The sequence below is a fragment of the Tolypothrix sp. VBCCA 56010 genome (assembly GCF_050875635.1).
In the GTDB taxonomy this organism is placed as follows: Bacteria; Cyanobacteriota; Cyanobacteriia; order Cyanobacteriales; family Nostocaceae; genus Hassallia.
Genome location: NZ_JBPAOH010000427.1, coordinates 1 through 491, shown reverse-complemented (window position 1 = coordinate 491; position 491 = coordinate 1). Strand labels below are relative to the sequence as shown.

General features: G+C 55.4%; 1 protein-coding gene. It reads right to left on the bottom strand.

Going from position 1 to position 491, the window contains the following annotated elements:
* The coding region (locus AABK37_RS41845; protein ID WP_432557251.1) for an AMP-binding protein at positions 1 to 440 on the bottom strand (440 nt) is incomplete at its 3' end.
* Positions 441 to 491: the final 51 nt, after the last annotated feature.

Sequence of the window (491 nt, the reverse complement as noted above, 5' to 3'; positions counted from 1 at the left end):
GTGTTGGCGATCGCTCCTCCGATGGACACCGATCCAGAACCTGCCTGTACTTGAGACACCGCTGACCAAATGGTGGTCTCTGTCGGACCGTACATATTCCACAAGCTATGGGTGCGCTCAAGTAATTGCGCTGCAAGTTCCCGGGATAAAGCTTCACCACCGCAGAGTATTTTCAATTGCGGGTTGCCCAAAAAGCCTGCTGACATCAGCATTCGCCAAGTGGCGGGCGTGCCTTGCATCACCGTGGCGCTTGCTGCTAAGGCGGCTGTGCTTTGACCGCCGTCGGCAATAATATCGCGGTTGAGGACGACGCGTGCGCCTAAGCTTAACGGTCCGAACAACTCCAACGCGGCAATGTCAAAGGTAATGGTCGTCACCGCCACCAGCACATCTTCGGACACAATTCCCGGTTTGTGGGACATTGAGCTTAAGAAATTCACCACGGCGCTGTGGCGAATTTGCACTCCTTTGGGTCGTCCGGTGGAACCACT